Below are 18,186 nucleotides of genomic sequence, written 5' to 3'. Positions count from 1 at the left end.
GAGATAATGAATCAGCAGCCAAGACCAATCACAGAAATGATGTCGATTCAAAAGGCGCGGGCCGAAGCGCTGGATTTGGCGACGCAAGCACACCCAGAGCGATCGCAGCGAGTAACGCCGCGTCTGTCCGAAGCGGCGGTGCGTGGTAGTGCCGAGGTGATTGATAGTACAGCCGAGTCGGTAATGATATCACTAGCGGAACGGCGCAAGCTAGAAGAATTAGTTGAAGAATGTTTGCGAACTGTTGAAGCAATTGGTGGGCGCATCGAGACATATCGAGCGGATTATAATACAATCGCGGAAAGCACATTCAATGCATCCGACGCTATGCCAAAAAATCATAGAAATAATCATACCTTAGCAGCCTAGAAAGGAGGTGCTTCATGCCAACGATTCTCAAAAAAGCCCTTGGTCTCGTCTTGGCGGATAACACACGCCTTTCGCGCTCATCTAAGCCAGCGAAGCCGGCCCACACTGCCTCAGCGCCAAAGGTCCCGAAATCGACACGCTCGCTGCTGCGACTTACCCGTAAAGATCGGCCACTGAAGAAATTAACTGAGCGCGAACTAATTCAACTGGAGAGTGAAATTGGCGCAACGATTTTCGGTGACAAGCCCGACCGCGTCGTCCGGCGGACGTTCTTTAACCTCGATAAAACGACGTGGATTTGGCACGAAGAAGTGATGGGCAAGGACGGCAAGCGTCATGAGCTGACGACGCGCTATGAGGTGCAGCCGAAGGGTATCTTGAAAATCCAGCCTAACTATCAGTATAACTATCTCGAAGGCCAGGAGCTACAAAACTTTGTGCTGGCAGTCAATGAATATCATGAACGGGTAGCGCGTCAGTTATATAATCGCGATCCGAAAACTGGACAGTTGGTGTAGTCGCCATCTGGGCTGCTTGGTATAATAGTATGTGTGGAATCCTCTATGATATATCTTGATCACGCTGCTGCTACGCCGATGGATCCGTTGGTGGTTGAGGCAATGCAGCCGTATTTTTCGGAGAAGTTCTTTAATCCGTCCAGTCCATATGCACCGGCGGTCGCCGTCAAGCGTGACTACCGTGAGGCAAAATCGCGCATCGCGCGGGTGCTGGGTGTGGCTGCGGATGAATTAGTGATGACGGCTGGTGCTACGGAGTCAATCAATCTGGCGTTTACCGCGGCGGGTGGTGTGAGTTTGATCTCGGCCATTGAACATAGTTCAGTTATCAATTCTGCAAAAGCGCGCTCGGACGTTCGGCTTATCCCGCCGATGAACAATGGACGCATCGATCCGCAGGCTGTCAAAAAACTGTTAACGCCAGACGTTAGTTTTATGAGCATCGCGCTGGCGAATCATGAGCTGGGGTATATCCAGCCCGTTGAAGAGATCGCGGAAGTTGTGAGGCTCGAGCGCGTCAGGCGCCAAGAAAATGGCGAATCAACGCCACTTATATTTCATACCGACGCCTCGCAGACCGCAGCGCTGATGGATGTGAAAATTAAACGGCTGGGTGTTGATTTGTTGACGCTATCGGCGGCAAAAGTTTACGGGCCGAAACAGGTTGGTTTGCTATGGATACGGCCGGGCGTCAAGCTACAGCCGAACATTGTCGGCGGCGGGCAGGAGGCGGGTCTGCGCAGCGGCACGGAAAATGTGGCTGGCGTGGTCGGTTTTGCGACGGCGCTGGAACTAGCCGCCAAGCGTCGCAGCGGTGAAGTAAAACGGCTGCGAGGACTGCGTGATACGTTAGCAAAAAAACTAATGGCGGCTTTCCCTGACATGATTATTTCTTCTGATCAGAAAAAATCGCTAGTTAATTTTCTCAATATTTCATTTCCTGGTGTTGACGCCGAACGATTGGTGTTTTTATTGGAAGCGCGCGGCGTGCTGGCGGCGACGGGTAGTGCCTGTGCGGCTAATTCGGGGACGCGATCACATGTTTTGGCGGCGATTGGGCTAAGTGATGCGGCGATTGATGGTAGTCTGCGGCTGACGTTGGGGCGGCTGAACGATGAGACGCAAGTTATGCGGGCGGCGGACGAGATTATTACTGCAGTGCGTACGGAGCAGGAGCGAACACGATGATTCATCGGTTAATCGGCTTGGTATTAATTGCGGTCGCAGTCATTGTCGGCCTGAGCCATTATCTATCGCCGGATGACTTGAAAGATTGTCCACGCCCTGGCTCAGGGCAGTGCCAAAAAGCGGGCGCGATCATCGTTATTAGTGGCGGTGACACCGAAGCGCGCACGGCTGAGGCAGTCAAGTTATATCAAGCTGGCTGGGCGCCGACCATTATCTTATCCGGTGCTGCAGCCGATAAATCCGGCCCGTCTAACGCCGCCGCCATGAGAAAACAAGCCGAAGCGGCGGGTGTGCCAACTGCGGCCTTGGTGATGGATGAACGTTCAGAAACCACTAAGCAGAATGCCCAAGAAGTGGCAAACATCATAGCGCAGCGTGGTATCAAGCGTGTCATTCTGGTCACCAGCGGCTATCACATGCGGCGGGCACTGGCCGAGTTTTCAGCACAACTGCCGAACGTTGAACTGCGGGCGCATCCGGCGGCGCAGGATAAGCATTGGAGTGCATGGTGGTGGCTGACACCGTGGGGCTGGTGGCTGGCGGTCGGCGAATTGCTGCGGATCGGTTTATTTGCGCTGGGAGTGTCGCGCTGATGGCTCGGGTGTTCGTCGGTATGTCGGGCGGCGTTGATTCGTCGGTAGCGGCAGCTCTATTGGTTGAACAAGGCCACGAGGTAACTGGCGTGTATATGAAAAACTGGTCGGAAGATTTGCCGGGTATGCATTGTCCGTGGGCCGAGGATGTGGCTGATGCCAAGCGCGTGGCGGTGGGGCTGGGGATTGATTTTCAAGTGTTTGATTTCCAGAAAGAGTACAAGCAAAACGTCGTTGACTATATGATCCGCGAATACCAGGCGGGTCGCACGCCAAACCCTGATGTGATGTGTAATCAAGAGGTGAAGTTTAAGTTATTTTTGGAAGCGGCGCTGGCGGCGGGTGCGGAGTATATTGCGACGGGGCATTATGCACGCACTTTTTCTGCTGCGGGTCCTGTCGCTCGGTCCGCCCCTGAAAATTTTTCAGGTAAGCTGAAAACATTTTCGGGTGCTGCCCCGCCTCGCGCCACCCGAAGAGCGGATTCTTGCTTGAGCGAGGGTCGGTTATTCCGGTCTCGCGACGACAATAAAGACCAAACCTATTTCCTCTACCGCGTGACGTCTGAGGCGTTAGCAAAAACCATGTTTCCGCTGGGTGATTTTACCAAGGCTGAGGTGCGTGAGATGGCCAAAGAGCGGGGTTTGTGGACGGCCAGCAAAAAGGAATCGATGGGGATTTGCTTTGTTGGGCAAGTGGGAATTCGTGAGTTTTTGTCAGAATATGTCGAGACGAGCCCGGGCGACATTATTGACCAACAAACAGGCGCGGTTGTTGGCCGGCATGACGGGGCGATATTTTATACCTTGGGGCAGCGCCATGGCCTGAATGTTGGTGGCGGCTTGCCGTACTATGTCGTCGGCAAAGATATGGCCAAGAATGAAGTTTACGTGTCCCGCTCAATTGATGATGGTAACTTGTGGCGGAAAGAATTGACTCTGACTGACGTTCACTGGATCAATCAGCCGCTAAAAGACGGCACCTATCAGGTTCGGGTGCGACACCGAGCGTCGTTGATCAAGGCAGAGGTCACATGCATCAATAACGATGCTAGTGAGAAGGTGACAGTCAAGCTGTCTGAACCGCAGCGCGCCGTCGCCCCGGGTCAGTCGGCTGTGATATATGACGGTGAGGAATGCTTAGGTGGCGGGATTATTTGCTAAGCTAGCTGCTACTAAGAAGCGTATTTGAGAGAGATCTCTTCCAAAGCTTTAAGGTATTTCAATCCCGGTTTTCTTGGCATACCCTTAAATCCTACATCGGTCTGACGGCCATGAGCTGGATTTGGTCCATGGTAATCAGAGCCAGCGCTCACAGCAAGTCCAAACTCTTGAGCAAGTTCTGTCATTTGATCAATTGCCGTCACCATCGCTCCGCCTCTGGACTGGTCATGGTAGTAATAAAACGCTTCGAGTGCGTCGAAATTAGTATTGCTAATCACATTGCGGAGGGTCGCTATATCCATATCTTCGTACAAACTGGCGATAGGATGGGCGAAGATTGCAATGCCGTGTGCATCATGGATTGCTTGGATAGCTTCTTCTGGTGATAATGTTTCACGTTCTACGAAGTACTTACAGCCTTCATTCATCATTGCTTCGATAAATCTTCCGCGACTGGGAATTTCACCGAACACTTCTTTTAGACGACTAGCGTTCTCCTCGTGCTCAACGATACTTTGGGAGATATGGGCCTTGGTAATTGACCCTAACGAAAGTAAACTTTCTTTTGAAGCAATCGCCCAGCCATCTTTTTCAAACATATCAACGACGCGGTTCATATACTCAATTCTAAAATCATGCTGCCTCTTTAAGACGTTATGTAGAGCGTCATTCTCATGATCAATAAAAAGTCCCAAAACATGAATACCGACAGATCGATATCTGGCTGAAATTTCAACTCCAGGGATGAGGCGAATGTCACGTTTCTCAGCCTGTTCAAATGTTGATTCGTCCTTATGTGCACCTAACGTATCGTGGTCGGCGATCGACAGTACGGATACGCCATTATCATGTGCTCGATCAATTAGTTCAATCGGTGTTAACACTCCGTCAGAGTGGACAGTATGGGTATGTAGGTCAATGACGTGTCGTTTCATTTCCAAGAATTAATCCTTTTTCTAAGACATCGCGCAACACCGGGCGCTTCAAGCTGGCGTTTGTCTTTCTCGGCTCTGTCGGCTACGGCTTCTATTAGGTTATCTACAATTAAATTATACATTTCGCGTCGAGCAATACTAAAAGTTTAATTAGCGATTACTTGAAGTTTCTGTGATAGATTCATGCGCTCACGAAAATCGTAGCCCTGTTCTTCAAAACGCCTCAATTGTTGGTAGTCGAATATGTTATCTAACATAGAGACAATTAGTCCTGAATAACCAGCTTGAAGATTATCTTTGTTAGCCGAATTATTAATTGTCATATCCTGTAAGTCATAAAAAAACTAGCGCATTGATCCATCGGGCAAAGCGGTAAATGATATACTGTCTCGCGACAGGACGATTCCCGATTGTGTGAGCGTGGCGATATCGGCGCCAAAACCAGTGATATAGGAAGAAATATCTGAAAAATGTTCAATATGAGAAAGTGGACCGTGTGTATATGTCTGTGTTCCATCCTTGCTGTCAAAGACCTTAAAAGGAAGGCCAGAAAATGGTGTCATGCTTAGTGCTGGTAATTCCCGACCGTTTATAGTAGCAACCATTATTTCGTATTCTGGAATAGTGAGAAGTCCTAATTCAGATAGTAGTTTCGCATTTTCAGGTTCTTGTAATACACTGTTCCATTTCTCTACCTGTGTATCGGGATCGTCAATACTATTCGGTATCGCCAGCGCCCTTCTTTTCCATTAATGATTGCGTCAAATACTGTTTTTGAGCCGCCTTCACCAAGTAGACCCGAAATAATAAAATCTGTATCATCGATTTCTCTTGGTTGGATATGTTCATGTGGCATATTTGGATATTACAACAGATAGATATAAAAAGTCAATAGTAGACTCAAGACAGAATTGACGTACATAGCGAAATAGTGTACACTCTCTAGGAGTAATACATTAATCAAAGAGTTGTAAGAAAAGGAAGAAATCACACATGCTAGCAATTCGTTTGCAACGGTTGGGTCGCAAGGGTTATCCGGTGTACCGCCTGGCAGTACAAGAGGCGCAGCGCCATCCATCAAGCGGCCGCGTGGTCGCCTATGTCGGCAGCTATAATCCACATACTAAGGTGGCAAATATTCAGGTTGAGTCGGCGCAGAAATATCTAGATAATGGTGCCCAGCCAACGCCACGTGTTGTTAAGTTATTGAAAGAAGCTGGCGTTACACTACCAAAGTGGGTCAAAGAACCAGCTGCCGACAAGCACAAAGCCATCCGCAGCCCAGAGAAGCTTCGTAAAAACCAGCCAAAAGAAGAGCCGACTCAGCCGGACGCTGGCGAGCCAAGTGCCGAATAATACGACGTGATGAACTGAGACGTTTCCCGCCCGCGATGAGGGCGGGATTTTCTTGACAAGGGAGGGCCTAATCGCGTATTATTTGAGGTAATTAGTACAACGAAGTAACATGAACATGATAGGGGGGTTTTATGAAATATTTACAACGACGCGGGCGCTTGTTACCGACGCTAGCAGCAGGGGTTATGACGCTTGGTGTTGGCAGCGTGACGCTACTGGCGATGACGCAGCCAGCGAAAGCTGATGCAATTAACAATACTGATTTTGTCATGACGGTTGACACCACGAAGCCGGGCGTATCAAACACCGATCAATTTACCATACCGGTGACGGGTGGGGGATATAATTATACGGTCGACTGTAACAATGACGGTATCCCTGACGCTGTGGGCGTGACGGGTAGCCACACCTGCACATACAGCGACGAGGGTCGTCACACAATTCGTATCGGTGGTACATTCCCGCAGATTTATGTAAATAATGCTGGTGATCGTTTGAAAATCATGTCAGTTGACCAGTGGGGAACGGGCGCGTGGCGCAGCATGGACTCGGCGTTTCGGGGCGCTGAGAATATGGACGTCAAGGCGACTGACGTGCCAAATCTCACGAACGTAACGAGCTTACAGAGCATGTTCGACACGGCTCACTCGCTCAAGGGTGAGGGTGCCAACTGGCAATGGAATACATCAAATGTGACGACAACTGCTAATATGTTCCATGGCGCCGGACAGTTTAACCAAAACATCGGTTCGTGGGATATGGGAAATGTGACGAGCGCCGGGCATATGTTTGCGTATGCAGGGGCGTTCAATAACGGTGGTAGTTCGTCAATTGCCAGCTGGAATACTGCAAAACTTGAATACGCTGATAGCATGTTCGAGTGGGCAAATTCGTTCAATCAGCCGATCGGGCTGTGGAATATGACGAAGGCACATGCTATGGTGCGGATGTTGGCCAATGCGCGGGCATTCAGCCAGTCACTGGCTGGCTGGCAATTGACTTCGCTACAAGATGTTACGGGTAATCCGTATGCTGGCGGGGCGAATATGCTTGATAATACGGCGCTATCGGTGCAAAATTACGACGCAACGCTGATTGCCTGGAATAACGCAGTACTCAAGTCACCAGTGACGCTGGGTGCGGCTGGCCTGAAATATTGTACGGCGGAGGCGGCGCATGCAGCGCTGCAAAAGACAGTGGCCGACGGTGGTCATGGCTGGACGATCAATGGTGATGCCAAGCAGTGCCCGACCTACACGCTGACGTTTAATACCGGCTCAGGCTCACCGGTACCATCCCAAACGGTCGCCTACACTGCCAAAGCGGTGCGGCCGGCTGATCCGACGCGGGCTGGCTATACCTTTGCTGGGTGGTACGCTGATCCAACTTATCTGATGCAGTGGGACTTTAACGTCCATACGATGCCAAACTCTAACTTCACGCTATACGCTAAGTGGAACGCTGTGCCAACAGCGCCGGGTAATCCAGGTGCTCCTAACCAGCCGAGTCAGCCGAGTCAACCAGGGCAGCCGGGCGCTTCGCAGGGTCAGTCGGGTAGTCAGCTAGCCGATACCGGTACGAGTTTGCTGGTAGCGATCGGGGCTGGTGTTGCTGCCATCATCAGCGGTGCAGTGCTGATGATGCGGAAAAAACGCTCATAAAGATCCAGAGTGTCTGAGGCGACTTGTGCTATAATTGCTCCTATGAACGCTCAAGAAATTCGCCTCAAATACCTCAACTTTTACCGCAAACAGGCTCATGCAGTCATCAAGCGTGCGCCGCTGATTCTAACCGACGATCCGACAACGCTATTTACCGGTGCGGGTATGCAGCCGATGATCCCATATCTGCTGGGTGAGCCGCATCCTGAAGGCAAGCGGATCGCTGATTCGCAAACGTGCTTGCGAGCACAAGATATTGATGATATCGGCGACAACCGCCACACAACGTTTTTTGAAATGCTCGGTAACTGGAGCTTGGGCGATTATTTCAAAAAAGAGCAGATCAATTGGATGTGGACGTTCTTGACCGAAGAAATTGGGCTTGACCCGCAGCGGCTATACGTGACATGTTTCATTGGTGCGCCGGAATATAATATCGCCAGGGATACTGAAGCGGCCGAGTTATGGCAGCAGAAGTTTGTCGAAAAAGGCATCGAGGCTGGACTAGCCGATATTGGTAGCGAGGAGCAGGGCGCAGCGCGCGGTATTCATCCGGGTGAGCGGATTTTCTTTTATGATAGCAGCAAGAACTGGTGGAGTCGTAATGGTGGGCCGGAAACTACGCCGATTGGTGATCCGTGTGGGCCGGACAGCGAGATGTTTTATGAGTTTGATTTCATCGAGCATGATCCGAAGTTTGGTAGGCACTGTCATCCGAACTGTGATTGTGGTCGCTTTATGGAGATTGGTAACAATGTCTTTATGGCCTATAAAAAGGTGGCGGACGGTGTGTTTGAGTCACTAGAAAAGCCAAACATTGATCATGGCTCGGGTCTGGAGCGAATTGCGGCGGCCGTGAATAATGACCCGGACGTTTTCAAGATTAGCTTACTATGGCCAATCGTCGAGAAATTGCAGGATTTGAGCGGCAAACAGTATGATTCACATACCGAAAGTATGCGAGTGATCGCTGACCATCTGAGGGCTGCTACCTTTATGGCGGTGGATGGCTGCGTGCCAAGTAATAAGGAGCAGGGTTATGTGATGCGCCGCTTACTGCGCCGGGCGGTTCGCTATAGTTTTAACCTGGGGATCGAGCAGAATTTCCTGGAGGAGGTCGTGCCAGTGATTGCTGATTTGTATGAAGCAGATTTCCCAGAGGTTAAGGAAAACCGCGAGAGTATCATCGCTGTGCTGGTCAAGGAAGAAAAAGCCTTCCGCCAAACGCTGCGCAAAGGCTTAAAGCAGATGCAGCATTATATCGACGATGGCTTAACTGGCGAAGAGCTATTTACGCTATATGATACGTTTGGCTTTCCGGTGGAGCTGAGTACCGAGGAGGCCTATAAACAAGGCATCAAGCTTTCTGATAATTGGCGCGCTGAATTTGATGCGCGAATGGCTGAGCAGCGCCAACGCTCCAAGACAGCACGCAAGGGGCAATTTAGCGGCGGCCTGGAGGGTCACGATCCGATTCATTTGAAATATCATACGGCGACGCACTTGTTGGGGGCGGCACTGCGCAAAGTTCTGAAGGCGCCGGATTTGCAACAGCACGGCAGCAATATCACTGCTGAGCGCCTACGCTTTGATTTCAATCACGATAAATTGACGCCAGAGGAAAAACAGGCAGTAGAAGATCAAGTCAATGCTTGGATCGACGCTGATTTACCAGTCAGCTTTGCCGTCTATCCGACTGACGAGGCGCTAAAAATGGGCGCAATCGGCGCTTTTGGCGAGCGCTACGGTGATGAAGTGAAAGTTTATTCTATCGGCGAAGGCGATAATATCGTTAGTTTCGAAGTTTGCGGTGGCCCACACGTCGAACACACTGGCGTCTTGGCTGAGGGCAGTAAGCGCTTCACCATCACTAAAGAAGAGGCGAGTGCTGCTGGGATTCGGCGGATTAAGGCTGTTCTTAGTGAGGGCGCTGCAGACGCTTCTTGATTGTAGTTTTGTATAGAGGTAGGATATCGTGGGCTAAAGGCGTTATCTATCAAGCTGCTCCAATATAGCAAACGGGTCGTTGTCTGTACGAATTGTCTCGCTGAGCCGTTTGCAGGCTTGAACTGCGCGATCAGTTATTGTGTCTGGATTAGTCTGGAGAAGGTGTCCGTGCGTCGTTGATGGACTAATTATTGTCTGGGCATCAACTACACCGGTATACGGGTTTACGACAACGGTGAGGGTATCTTTGATTGCTTGCTGTCCGACTTCCCGTAGAATTTTACTATTGCGCAGTACATATCGCTCTTTGGTGCGTGGTTTTGAGGTGGATTTTGACCGCGTCTTTTTATATATAGCATCAATCGCGACCACATCGGTCATTCCAAGCCCAACAGCTGGTTCAAAAAATTCACTACAAAAACGAGTAAGACGATCTTTCTCTATCATGGGGATTTCATCAAGTAACTGCCACATGGTGTTGTCACTAACCTTACGTGTGGGGTTTGTATAGTATTCGCTTGTGCGGATGGAGTCGACTCCGCCAAGGGCGGCCACGATATCTTCATTACTAAGGAGGCCTGTCCAGGTTGGTGTATGCTTTGGCCGAACGAGCCGTCTTCCGAATTGACCTTCCCGTAGCTCAAGGTCAGCGGCAAAGGCTAGGCCGCTGGCGATAAGTTCTCTCAGAGCAGCTAGGTGCAGTATCGTATCCTTTTCGCGATATGTGCCTGTGATGTGTACAGCACTGGGTGTACAGGTATTGTTAACAGTATCAGCATGTAATCCGATAATTTCACGTTTTAAGGTATCACGCTGCTCGGCGGACAGTTTGCGTGACGCAGTGTATGATAAAGTGTCACCATCATGACGGAATGCAGAATACATAATATGTATTATACAACTAAATAATATTTTGTCAAAACTAGCCAATCCACACCCAAATGGTATATAATCATAAAGACTATGGTGTTAGATAGGCTTTTCAAGAAGACAGACAAAGATGAACACCAGTACCTGGTCGGTCTCGACATCGGTACGGAGTATATTAAGGCGCTGATCGCCGAGATCAAGGATGATGATATCGAGATCATCGGAGTTGGTCGGGCGCAGCAGAATCTGGGCGACATGCACCAAGGCGCGATCGCTGATATCGCTGGTGTGGTGACCAATTGCGAGGCGGCACTGACCGAGGCTGAGGATAAGGCCGGTGTTCAGGCCAAGCGGGTGATCATCGGTATTGCCGGTGAGCTGGTCAAGGGCGTGACCAACACCATTCGCTATCGCCGGCCGCAGCCCGATAAACCACTGGATGTTGCCGAGATGGAATTCATCATTGAGAAGGTACAGGAACGAGCACAGGGCAAGGCGCAGGCGCAGATTGCACTGGAAACTGGCAACGAGGACGTCGAGGTAAAGCTGGTTAATTCAGCACTGGTCAGCATTCATATTGATGGCTACAAGGTGTCAAACCCGATCGGTTTTCAGGGGCGGGACGTCGCGGTACAGATTTATACGGCATTTGCACCAATGGTGCATATCGGAGCGCTGGAAAAGGTGGCCGACGAGTTAGCGCTGGAGCTAATCGCCGTGGCGGCCGAACCGTTTGCAGTCAGCCGAAGTGTGCTCGGTACAGATGCGAATTCTAATTTTACGGCGATCTTGATCGACTGCGGTGGTGGCACGACTGACATTGCGGTCGTCAATGACGGCGGCGTTGAGGGCACCAAGATGTTCGGCATCGGTGGGCGGAGCTTTACGCGGATGATTGCGACGGACCTTGATCTGGGTTATAAAGAGGCGGAAAAGTTGAAGGTAAATACTGATAATGGTTACATCAAACCAACCCTCAAGCGCAAACTTGACGAGGCAATTGATAAAACACTTGAGGTATGGCTGTCGGGCGTTGAGCTGGCACTCGGTGATTTTGACAGCGTTGATCATTTGCCGAACCGAATTTTGCTGTGTGGCGGTGGCGCGAGCTTGCAGCAGCTGGTTGATGCACTCGCCAATCAGCCGTGGTACAAGGAACTGCCGTTTACGAAAAAGCCAACCATTCAGCATATCAAGCCCTCTGATGTCATCGGTATCACTGATACGACCGGTGATATCACGGATCACACATTTATCACGGTGATGGGCCTGCTGCGGGTTGGGTATGATACAATGGTAAGTAATCAAGACGCTCATGGCTTGATGGATAAAGTTAACCGATTACTTAAAATATAGATGAATAAAGATGTTATTTACATTGACGTCGAAGATGATATCACTGCCATTGTTGGCAAGATAAAGGCGTCAAAGGAGCGAATTATCGCACTGGTGCCACCCAAGCGGGTTGGCGTGCTGCGTAGCGCGGTCAATATGCGGCTGATCGCTCGGACGGCCGCGTCGGTTAATAAGCGAGTCGTACTGATTACTGGTGATACGATTCTGTCTGGCTTAGCGGCGGCGGCCAAAATTCCAGTGGCCAAGACGCTCCAGAGCAAGCCAGAAATGGCCGAGGTGCCGGTACTGAAGGTGGACGACGAAAATGACGTCATCGACGGGCGCGAGCTACCGGTTGGCGAGCTAGAAAAGAGCGCGCAACCTGTTGATGAAACGGATAAAGCGATTGATTCAGCCATCGCTGATTCATCCAAAAAGCAAGACGACGAGACCTCAAAACCGGCGGATAACGCCAACAAGAGCAAGACAGCGCCAAAAGTCCCGAACTTTAATCTATTTCGTAAAAAGTTCTTACTAATCGGCGGTGCCGCGCTGCTATTCATCGGGTTTTTGGTATGGGCGATTTGGTTTGCGCCGCATGCGCGAGTGATTATCACAGCTAAGACAACAACGGTGACGGTAAATAAGAAAGTGACACTCAGGACTGACGGGGTGACTGACCCGACCGCTGACGTGATTAAAGCGCGCCAGCAGGAGCAAAAAGTAGAACTATCCGTTGAGTTCTCGGCAACTGGCAAGAAGAAAGTTGGTGAGCGAGCCAAGGGTAAGCTACGTGTCGCGACTGATTCTATTAGCCTGCTAGATAAGACCATTCCGGCCGGGACATCAATCCGTACGAGCGGTGGGATGACCTTTACGACCGATAGCGCGGTGACGTTTAGTCGCTCTAATGCCTCAGGCTCAACGGTCATGGTGACAGCTGCAAATATCGGGGCGGAATATAACGGTGAAAGCGGCTCAGTATCGGGAATGCCATCAGGGGTCAGCGCTGCCCTCGTTGGCGAAACCTCAGGGGGCAGCAGTCGTGAGGTGACGGTGGTCAGTAGCGATGACGTTAAGCGCGCCAGTGATTTATTGAACGAAAAAAAGGCCGACTCTCTTCGCGCTAAGGTCGAGCAGTCATTTGGCGGATCAACCACCATTATTAAAGAAAGCTACCAGGAGCAGCGTAGCACGCCAACTCCAAGTGTTGCTGTTGACAGTGAAGCGACCGGCGCGGTGACGCTCAAAACGGTGGTGACTGCCTCAATGGTTGGTATCGAAAAATCAGAGTTAAGCACCTACCTCAAGGCGACCGCCAACAAGGAGCTAGAGGGCAAGCAGTCACAAAAAATCTATAAAGATGGTGTCGATAGCGCAAAGTTTGCACAGTTCAGCGGTCAGGGCGGTAACTTTATTACTCACATCACTGCCAATGCCGTTGTCGGCCCGACCATTGATGAGGAAAAGGTCAAGGAGCAATCACGCGGTAAAAGCTATGGCGACATTCAGTCGGCGCTCGAAGCCATCAAGGGTATTGAAAATGTTGATGTGAAATTCTCTCCGTTCTGGGTGCGCACCGTACCAAATGATACCAAACGAATAAGCATCGAATTTAAGCTCAATGAAAGCTAAAAACTTCCTAGCGCTGGATGTGGGCGAGAAACGGATTGGTTTAGCTATGGCCGATTCACAGGTGCGGATTGCGGTACCGTTTGGCTGGGTGGCTAATGACGAGCGGGTCATGGAGGAGCTGGCAGAGATCATGTTGCGGCACGATATCTCGCTGGTGGTGGTCGGCTATCCGCGTAATCAGTCCGGTGAGCCAACGCAACAAACAGAGTTCGTGGTCGATTTTGTCAGACAGCTGAGCCAACTAGATATTAATGCCGAGATTGCTTATCAGGATGAGTCGCTAACCAGCGTTCAGGCCGAACAGCGCTTGGCTGGCAAGATCAAAGATAAAGGCGACATCGATGCTGAGGCGGCGAGTATCATACTACAAGATTATTTGGAGGTGCACGGATGAAGAAATTGAAGATCAAAAAACGGCGGTTATGGCTCATTATCGTATCAGCAATTGTTGCGGTAGCGGGCGTGGTGCTGCTCGGCAGTGTCATTTGGTACAAGCAAATGCTTCGTCCGGTCAACGCCGGGGCGCGGCAAAAAATTAGTATCGAAATCGCCAGTGGCGACACGGCACAGGTTATCGCCAAAAAACTTGAAGATAAAAAAATTATTCGCAGCGCCTTTGCCATGACGATTTACCTCAAGTTAAATAACGTTACCGGCACCTTCAACAAGGGCGTGTACAGCTTTACGCAAGATCAAGATGTGGCGTCGGTGCTTAAGCATTTACTCGGTGGCAAACCGGATCGGCGTTCGGTACTATTTTATCCAGGGGCAACGCTGCGTGATAAGACCTCAACGCCCGCTACTCAAAAGACCGATGTTGCCAGCGCCCTCAAGCGGGCTGGCTACAATGATGAGCAAATTACGGCTGCTTTTGCTGCCACCTATACCGGTACGGTACTAAAAAGTAAGCCAGCGACCGCCGATCTCGAGGGCTATATTTATGGTGATACGTATTTTTTGCCGTCAGACGCCACCGCCCAGCAAGCCTTGCAGCGGGCCATCAGCGAGCTAGACCGGGTGGTGGCTGAGAATAATCTCGAGAAAAAATTTGCGGCGCGAGGGCTGTCGCTGTATCAGGGCTTGACGCTGGCTTCGATTGTTCAGCGCGAGTCAATTGGCTGCCCGGGTAAAGCGACCTGTGAGGACATGCGGCGGATTGCCAGCGTGTTCTATAACCGCCTGAAAAAGGATATGCCGCTCGGGTCAGACGTGACGTATCATTATGCCGCCGACAAGGCTGGCGTCGCTCGCTCGCACACGCTTAATTCACCGTACAACACGCGCATTCACAAGGGGCTGCCGCCTGGGCCAATTGCTTCGCCTGGTCTCGCGGCGCTGAATGCTGTGGCCGATCCAGCCCAGGAGGATTACCTTTATTTCTTGAGCGGCGATGACAACGTAACTTATTTTGCGAAGACCGAGGCTGAGCACAAGGCGAACATTACCGCCCACTGCGCAAAAAAGTGCCAATTGCCATAGTTGCCCTCGGCAAATCGCCTATGCTATACTAGGAGTACAGTTAATTCCAAGGAGGGGCAGTATGTCAACGATAGATCAGCAATTTGTAGAATACGTAGTAAAGGCGCTGGTTGGGCATCCAGAAGATGTCGTCGTCGAGCGTTTGATTGATGAAAAGGGAGTGTTGCTCACGCTGACGGTCAACCCAGAGGATCTCGGTCGGGTCATCGGCAAGCGTGGCGGTACGGCACAGAGCCTGCGGACGCTGCTTAGGGCATTGGGGACGAAAAATGATGCGCGCTATAACCTGAAAATTGTCAATAACGACGGCTTTACGAGTGCCAAGCAGGCTACGGCTGCCGCTTCAGACGATGATTCTGTGGACAACTCAACAGATGAAACTGTGGAAAATAACTCTTCTTATGCAGAAAATGCTCGAAAAGAGCTTGCAGAACTGGATGATCTTGATATATAATCATAACTAGTTCAAGCACAGACAATATGCGAGAACAGCTCTATGCGAGCAATGGGTAACCATTGAGAGCCTTATTTGTGCTAAAAAACCGCCTAGCTAAAGGGCGGTTTTTTGGTGGTTTTTATGTGGGCGCGGTATAATGAAGGGTATGCGAAAATTTCAAGTCATTACCCTGTTTCCCGAAATGTTCTCTGGGGTGTTTGAAAATTCTATGATGTGGAAGGCGCAAAAAGATGGTATCGTTTCACTCGAGACGGTGAACTTGCGTGAATTTGGCCTGGGCCCGCGCCGCCAGGTGGATGATACGCCATATGGCGGTGGCGATGGCATGCTACTAATGATTGAGCCGTTGTGGCGGGCGGTGGAATTTGCCAGGTCGCGCGATGAGAGCGCGAAGGTTGTCCTGATGAGCCCGCGCGGTCGGCGCTGGCGGCAGGCGATGGCGCGCACGGCGGCGGATGAGGGCCGGGGGCTTATCATTATCTGCGGGCGCTACGAGGGCGTTGATGAGCGCATTATGGAATTCGTTGATGAGCAGTGGAGCATCGGTGATTTTGTGCTGACTGGTGGTGAACTGCCGGCAATGACCATCATTGACTCGATCGTGCGGCTGCTGCCAGGTGTGCTGGGCGGTGAAACGTCAGCGGAGATCGAGAGCTTCTCGGACGGCGAGACGCTCGAGTATCCGCAGTATACTCGGCCAGAGGTATTTAATGACTTGCGAGTACCGGAAGTCTTACTGAGCGGGCATCACGGCAAAATCGCCGAGTGGCGCAAACAGCAGTCGCAAAAAGCAACTGTTGATTAGGCGGATAGCAGCGACTCTTGTTCGTAGCCATTGACAGCAGGAGTCGCTAATGCCTTGGCTTTTGCGACGAACTCCTCGAGTTCAGCTAGCTGTTCGGGTGGCATATTTCTTGGATCGTCTCGACAGGCATGCCGCATGGCCGATACGGCTGTCTTACCGAGGCGGATCTCTGATGCCTTTCGCTGAGCTCCAGAGCTGGTTTCTGCTATAAGGTCAAAGCTGGGCTGGGCATTGATAATTCGTAGTTCTAGGTCGCTAATCTGCTGTTGAATATAGTGATTGCGCTTCTTGGCGCTAAGGAGGCCTTCAACAATGGTATTCGCCACGATATGCAGGTGATTCTCGACATAGGTCTTACAATCTTCTCCGTCCATGGTTTGCCCGAGCAAGGATAGTTTATCATACAGCTCACCTCGTTTGCGCATTAGTGGCTCGAGCCTTACGAGAGTCGAGTAAGGGAGGATATCACCATGAGTGGTGGCAAGTCTTCGGATGCTTTCCGGTAAGCGTTGAAATCGTAGAGCAGTACTAATGATACCCTCGCTGATCCCGGTCATCATAGACAGTCGCCTGTAGGTTGGCTGTGCCCCCTCTTTATTCTCGAGGTAGGTATGTAGTTGCTCAATATATTTGGCGGTTTCAGTAGGCGACACTTTCTCGTGTGTGTTCTCGCGCACTTGGGCAATGAGTGCTTCCTCAAAGGTAATTCCACGGCGAAGATTGACATTTACTAGAGCGCACTCCGGTGCAATGCCATGTTGGCTCAGCAACTGCTCGATAGCGCGTTTACGACGATGTCCGGAGATTAGAATGACGTAGTTGCCATCATCATCTGGTGTGAGATCATCAATTGACTGAGATCCTTTATGAAACGCAGCGTGTTCCTTGAGGTATTGCTCCGCCTCCTCTGGTGTGAGGCAGGCGGCTAGGAGAGGATTGTACATATCGAACCAAGTATTACCGTCTTCCTCGTGAACAATTGAAGTCGCTAGCTCAGTGATTGCCCCTGGATCATATGTTTTACGAATCTGCTCAATTTCGTTAATGGCAGATAATGGTACGGGTGCGGTATTTTTTGGACCAAACTCAACAAACCCTCTCAGATCACAATGTTCTTTCATATTGTTACTATAGCACGTATACGCTATATATAGCGTTGTGATTTATCCAACAACGGAAAATACCGCTACACATTCGTAACGGTATTTTGTTGTGGTGGATGTCGTAGAGCGAAAGAAACGTCAGTAGTGTTTGTTTTTGTATCGTTCGCTTGTTGCTACTGTACGTGTTTTTTATCAAAAAAGCAAGTATTTTAGTAAATAATACAACAAGCTTGAGCTTTTTAAGAGAGGGCGGTATACTGTATCTATGAAGAAAACAGTGACCAAGCAGCCAATGTCAGTTGTGCAGATCGTGCGGCGAATTATTGCTGGATACATTCTCGTCATCGTCTTGAGCCAGCTATTCTCGTTTGATAAGTTTCCATCAATGCTCGCTGGACTGCCGGGCATGCTGGCGGCAGTGTGCGCTATCGTTCTCGTTGTCACAGAGGTTGGGGCGCTACCATTTCTACTCGCCATGGATATATCGGCTAGACTGAGAAAAGTAAGTGCCGTGATGGGCGTCGTGGCGCTACTGCTGTTGACGCTGCTGGAAAGCATGGCGTTCTGTCACGGAGTATCAATGATATTTGGGGCGACGTTTGACCTACCGGGCGGTAGCTGGTCGCTCCTGTTTCTGGCCGGCGTGTGGATTTTGGCAATATGGGCAAGTGGTTTCGGCCAGGGTGCGATGACCACGGTAAAATCTCAAGAAACATCAACTGACCATCAGGCTCATACCAAACCAAAGCGTAAGAAAAAAGATTGACAAAAC

The 18,186-nt window shown here is 50.5% G+C and carries 19 protein-coding genes; 15 read left to right on the top strand and 4 right to left on the bottom strand.

What is annotated here, in order from left to right; all coding sequences use genetic code 11:
* Positions 1-6 precede the first annotated feature (6 nt).
* The 5 genes from GWK74_03265 to GWK74_03245 are packed head-to-tail and all read left to right on the top strand — an operon-like array spanning position 7 to position 3,831.
* Positions 7-369 (top strand): hypothetical protein, encoded by a 363-nt coding sequence (locus GWK74_03265; GenBank protein ID QHU90521.1) that lies wholly within the window; start codon positions 7-9, stop codon positions 367-369.
* A 14-nt stretch (positions 370-383) separates the two neighbouring features.
* A complete protein-coding gene (locus tag GWK74_03260; GenBank protein ID QHU90520.1) occupies positions 384-887 on the top strand; it encodes a hypothetical protein in 504 nt (167 codons plus the stop codon).
* A gap of 45 nt (positions 888-932) precedes the next feature.
* Positions 933-2,075 (top strand): aminotransferase class V-fold PLP-dependent enzyme, encoded by a 1,143-nt coding sequence (locus GWK74_03255; protein ID QHU90851.1) that lies wholly within the window; start codon positions 933-935, stop codon positions 2,073-2,075.
* Positions 2,072-2,668 carry a YdcF family protein gene (locus GWK74_03250; GenBank protein QHU90519.1) on the top strand — a complete coding sequence of 199 codons (597 nt, stop codon included), beginning with the start codon at positions 2,072-2,074 and terminating at the stop codon, positions 2,666-2,668. The genes GWK74_03255 and GWK74_03250 overlap by 4 nt, the downstream gene beginning before the upstream one ends.
* Positions 2,668-3,831 (top strand): tRNA 2-thiouridine(34) synthase MnmA, encoded by a 1,164-nt coding sequence (locus tag GWK74_03245; protein ID QHU90850.1) that lies wholly within the window; start codon positions 2,668-2,670, stop codon positions 3,829-3,831. The genes GWK74_03250 and GWK74_03245 overlap by 1 nt, the downstream gene beginning before the upstream one ends.
* An 11-nt stretch (positions 3,832-3,842) precedes the next feature.
* Here GWK74_03245 and GWK74_03240 read toward each other — a convergent pair whose 3' ends face one another.
* The gene (locus tag GWK74_03240) at positions 3,843-4,766 is read right to left on the bottom strand and encodes a hypothetical protein (protein QHU90518.1); all 924 of its coding nucleotides are present in this window, start codon (positions 4,764-4,766) and stop codon (positions 3,843-3,845) included.
* 344 nt (positions 4,767-5,110) lie between these two features.
* Positions 5,111-5,371, bottom strand: coding sequence for a hypothetical protein (locus GWK74_03235; GenBank protein ID QHU90517.1), 261 nt, complete (start codon positions 5,369-5,371; stop codon positions 5,111-5,113).
* Between the two features lie 388 nt (positions 5,372-5,759).
* On the opposite strand from GWK74_03235, the gene rpsP reads away from it, so the two are divergent.
* The 3 genes from rpsP to GWK74_03220 all read left to right on the top strand — a co-directional run bounded on the left by rpsP (position 5,760) and on the right by GWK74_03220 (position 9,730).
* Entirely contained in the window at positions 5,760-6,122 is a 363-nt protein-coding gene (gene rpsP, locus GWK74_03230; protein QHU90516.1) for a 30S ribosomal protein S16, read from the top strand.
* A 131-nt stretch (positions 6,123-6,253) separates the two neighbouring features.
* A complete protein-coding gene (locus GWK74_03225) occupies positions 6,254-7,783 on the top strand; it encodes a BspA family leucine-rich repeat surface protein (protein ID QHU90515.1) in 1,530 nt (509 codons plus the stop codon).
* 42 nt (positions 7,784-7,825) lie between these two features.
* Positions 7,826-9,730: an alanine--tRNA ligase gene (locus tag GWK74_03220; GenBank protein ID QHU90514.1), complete on the top strand. Its 1,905-nt coding sequence runs from the start codon at positions 7,826-7,828 to the stop codon at positions 9,728-9,730.
* 42 nt (positions 9,731-9,772) lie between these two features.
* Here the strand turns inward: GWK74_03220 and GWK74_03215 are convergent, their stop codons facing one another.
* Positions 9,773-10,615 (bottom strand): hypothetical protein, encoded by an 843-nt coding sequence (locus GWK74_03215; protein QHU90513.1) that lies wholly within the window; start codon positions 10,613-10,615, stop codon positions 9,773-9,775.
* 78 nt (positions 10,616-10,693) lie between these two features.
* Here GWK74_03215 and GWK74_03210 point away from each other — a divergent pair, with 78 nt between their 5' ends.
* The 6 genes from GWK74_03210 to trmD all read left to right on the top strand — a co-directional run bounded on the left by GWK74_03210 (position 10,694) and on the right by trmD (position 16,311).
* Entirely contained in the window at positions 10,694-11,956 is a 1,263-nt protein-coding gene (locus tag GWK74_03210) for a hypothetical protein (GenBank protein QHU90512.1), read from the top strand.
* Positions 11,957-13,570: a hypothetical protein gene (locus GWK74_03205; GenBank protein QHU90511.1), complete on the top strand. Its 1,614-nt coding sequence runs from the start codon at positions 11,957-11,959 to the stop codon at positions 13,568-13,570. It begins immediately after the preceding gene.
* On the top strand, positions 13,560-13,964 hold the full coding sequence (ruvX, locus tag GWK74_03200) for a Holliday junction resolvase RuvX (GenBank protein ID QHU90510.1): 405 nt from the start codon (positions 13,560-13,562) through the stop codon (positions 13,962-13,964). Before GWK74_03205 ends, ruvX begins: the two co-directional genes overlap by 11 nt.
* On the top strand, positions 13,961-15,049 hold the full coding sequence (gene mltG / locus GWK74_03195; protein QHU90509.1) for an endolytic transglycosylase MltG: 1,089 nt from the start codon (positions 13,961-13,963) through the stop codon (positions 15,047-15,049). Before ruvX ends, mltG begins: the two co-directional genes overlap by 4 nt.
* Before the next feature lie 61 nt (positions 15,050-15,110).
* Positions 15,111-15,503, top strand: coding sequence for a KH domain-containing protein (locus tag GWK74_03190; protein ID QHU90508.1), 393 nt, complete (start codon positions 15,111-15,113; stop codon positions 15,501-15,503).
* Between the two features lie 136 nt (positions 15,504-15,639).
* Positions 15,640-16,311, top strand: coding sequence for a tRNA (guanosine(37)-N1)-methyltransferase TrmD (gene trmD, locus GWK74_03185; GenBank protein ID QHU90849.1), 672 nt, complete (start codon positions 15,640-15,642; stop codon positions 16,309-16,311).
* Here the strand turns inward: trmD and GWK74_03180 are convergent.
* Positions 16,308-17,432, bottom strand: a complete 1,125-nt coding sequence (locus GWK74_03180; GenBank protein ID QHU90507.1) for a hypothetical protein — start codon at positions 17,430-17,432, stop codon at positions 16,308-16,310. The two genes, trmD and GWK74_03180, sit on opposite strands and share 4 nt — an antisense overlap.
* 247 nt (positions 17,433-17,679) lie before the next feature.
* On the opposite strand from GWK74_03180, the gene GWK74_03175 reads away from it, so the two are divergent.
* Entirely contained in the window at positions 17,680-18,180 is a 501-nt protein-coding gene (locus tag GWK74_03175) for a hypothetical protein (GenBank protein ID QHU90506.1), read from the top strand.
* The last annotated feature ends 6 nt before the right edge of the window (positions 18,181-18,186 follow it).

Source organism: Candidatus Saccharibacteria bacterium oral taxon 488 (assembly GCA_010202115.1).
Taxonomy (GTDB): Bacteria; Patescibacteriota; Saccharimonadia; order Saccharimonadales; family Saccharimonadaceae; genus Nanosynbacter.
Note: the sequence above shows the minus strand (reverse complement) of the source record. Positions and strands in the feature narration are given on the sequence as shown.